This is a genomic window from Sphingobium sp. FW306-1B-F04DB, assembly GCF_058781925.1.
In genome coordinates this window covers 1-2,514 of the sequence record NZ_JBYSXE010000107.1, presented here as the reverse complement: position 1 = coordinate 2,514, position 2,514 = coordinate 1, and the positions used below count along the sequence as shown (strand labels likewise).

Annotated in this window: 2 protein-coding genes; both read right to left on the bottom strand. The window is 66.7% G+C overall.

Annotation, left to right across the window (positions count from 1 at the left end; genetic code table 11):
• Positions 1-293: 293 nt before the first annotated feature.
• Positions 294-1,484, bottom strand: a complete 1,191-nt coding sequence (locus tag AC3WJD_RS21865; RefSeq protein WP_492748940.1) for an IS91 family transposase — start codon at positions 1,482-1,484, stop codon at positions 294-296.
• 4 nt (positions 1,485-1,488) lie between these two features.
• Positions 1,489-2,394, bottom strand: coding sequence for a tyrosine-type recombinase/integrase (locus AC3WJD_RS21860; RefSeq protein WP_492748939.1), 906 nt, complete (start codon positions 2,392-2,394; stop codon positions 1,489-1,491).
• Between the last annotated feature and the right edge of the window lie 120 nt (positions 2,395-2,514).

The window sequence follows — 2,514 nt, the reverse complement described above, 5'->3', positions numbered from 1 at the left end:
AGGATTTCGGGCGCATAAGCGTACGAAATCCTTACATGCAGGAACCCGCGATCCGCGTTCTCTGCGCTATGGGGATTTGTGCTTTGGGGTGTGCCAATGCCGGTCGCGGGCCGGGGCAAGAGGTCTGCGAGACGGGTTGGGCAAGCGACATTCGGATTGGGCCACAGGAGCTGCGGCAGTAATTCCGATAGTGCTTGGGCGTCTGGCGGCCACCATTGCGGTGAAGGGTCCGCGCCGTCCCGCTGGCCGGTGCCTGCACGGCCCGATCCTCTGAATGGGTAGGCCATGCCGGGTCATGGCGAGATCTCCCGGATCGGTGTCGAGGTGGATGGCGGTGCGCGCGGCTGGCGCCAGCGCTCGAAGGTCTCGATGACGATCATGCGCCCGCCGCAGCAAGGACACAGCGGGTGGATCTCGACGATCTCCTCAGGCGCGTCTTTGGATAGCGGGGCGACCGCGAGCAATTGGCGCGCCTGTTCGAGGCACGCCTTGCGCGAGGAGCCGGCGAGCAGGCCATAGTGGCGGATGCGGTGGAATCCGCGCGGCAGGACATGGAGCAGGAAGCGGCGGATGAACTCGTCGGTGGCGAGCGTCATGACCTGCTGCCGCTGAGTGGCGTCGCGGCGATAATCCTTGTAGCGCAAGGTGACGCCGCGCTCATCGAAGGCGATGAGGCGTCGGTTCGAGATGGCGACGCGGTGGGTGTAGCGCGACAAATAGGCGAGCACCGCCTCGGGTCCGGCGAATGGCGGCTTGGCATAGACCACCCAGCGCTTCTTTCGGACCGGTGCCAGGTGGCGCAGGAAGGCGCGGCGATCGTCAAGGCCGGCCAGGGATCCGAAGAAGGCGAGCCGCCCTGCATCGTGCAGCGCCAGCAATCGGGTGAGGAAGAGGCGGCGAAACAGCTTGCTCAGCACGCGGACCGGCAGCAGGAAGGCGGGGCGCGAGGATATCCAGCGCGTCCCGTCGAGCGCTATGCCGCCACCGGGCACGATCATATGGACATGTGGATGGTAGGTCATCGCTGAACCCCAGCTATGGAGCACGGCGGTGATCCCGATGCGCACGCCGAGGTGCCTGGGATCGGCGGCGATGGTCAGCAGCGTTTCCGATCCCGCGCGGAACAGCAGATCGTAGACCAGCGCCTTGTTGTGGAAGGCGATGTCGGCGATCTCGGCGGGCAGCGTGAAGACGACGTGGAAATAGCCGACGGGCAACAAATCGGCCTCGCGCTCGGCCAGCCAGGTGCGCGCCGCCGCGCCCTGGCATTTGGGGCAGTGTCGGTTTCTGCAGCTGTTATAGGCGATCCGCCGATGCCCGCAGTCCTCACAGGCCTCGGTGTGACCGCCGAGCGCTGCGGTACGGCAGGTCTCGATCGCCGTCATGACCTTAAGCTGGGCCAGGCTCAGGTGCCCGGCATGGGCGGCCCGGTAAGCGGGGCCAGCAGCGCGGAAGATATCGGCGACCTCGTGGTCGGCGCGCACCGGCTCAGCCGGGGGGCGTGGTACCTTCGATCAGCGCCATGAGCCGGTCGAGCGGGCTCGACACGGCCTGGATCGTTCGGGTGGAGACCTTGGTGTAGATGGCGGTGGTGTCGAGCCTGGCGTGGCCGAGCAGGACCTGGATCACGCGGATATCGACATCCTGCTCGAGCAGGTGGGTGGCAAAGCTGTGGCGCAGCGTGTGCGGGCTGACGCGCTTGCGGATCCCGGCGGCTTCGGCCGCTTCCTGGACCGCGCGATGCAGCTGCCGCGAGGAGATCGGATCGGTGTAGCTGCGCCCCGGGAACAGCCAGCCATGCGGGAACATGACGCCGCGCCGCTTGCCCTCGCGCCACCAGAGCCGGAGCAGCTCGAGCAGCTGCGGGGAAAGCATGGCGTTGCGATCCCTGCCGCCCTTGCCCTGCTCGATACGGATCAGCATGCGTGTGCTGTCGATATCGTCGACCTTGAGGTGCGCAACCTCGGAGACGCGCAGGCCCGCGCCATAGGCAACCCCGAGCGCCGCCTTGTACTTGATGCCAGGCGCCGCCTCGAGCAGCCGGGCGGCCTCCTCGACGCTGAGAACCTCGCGCATCTTGTGGCGCCGGCGGACCGCGACCAGACCATGCGCCAGATCCCGCCGCCGCAGCGTCACGGTGTACAGGAAGCGCAGTGCCGAAACCGCGCTGTTGATCGTCATCGGACTGGCGCCGCTCTCGTGCTGGTGGATCTGGAAGTTGCGCAGGTCCTCCGCCGTCGCCGTATCGGGAGGGCGCTTGAGGAAGGCGGCAAAGCGCCGAATGTGGCGGATGTAATGCTGCTGGGTATGCGGCATCAGCCCCCGCATCATCATATCGTGCTGCATCCGCTGGCGCAGCGGGCTGATCGGGGCGGCGGTCGCGTTGGTGTCCATGAGAAGCTCCTCTCGTTAAAGGGAACTCCAGGGTCAGATGGCGGCCTCTCCCCGCCCAAAGCCTATGATTACCACGCTATCTCACGCCCCCGCGAACCTCCCGCGAAGCGGGTTCGTGCA

Excerpts from the sequence above, each read along its gene's own strand:
- AC3WJD_RS21860 (WP_492748939.1), bottom strand. The coding sequence starts at position 2,394 with ATGGACACCAACGCGACCGCCGCCCCGATCAGCCCGCTGCGCCAGCGG.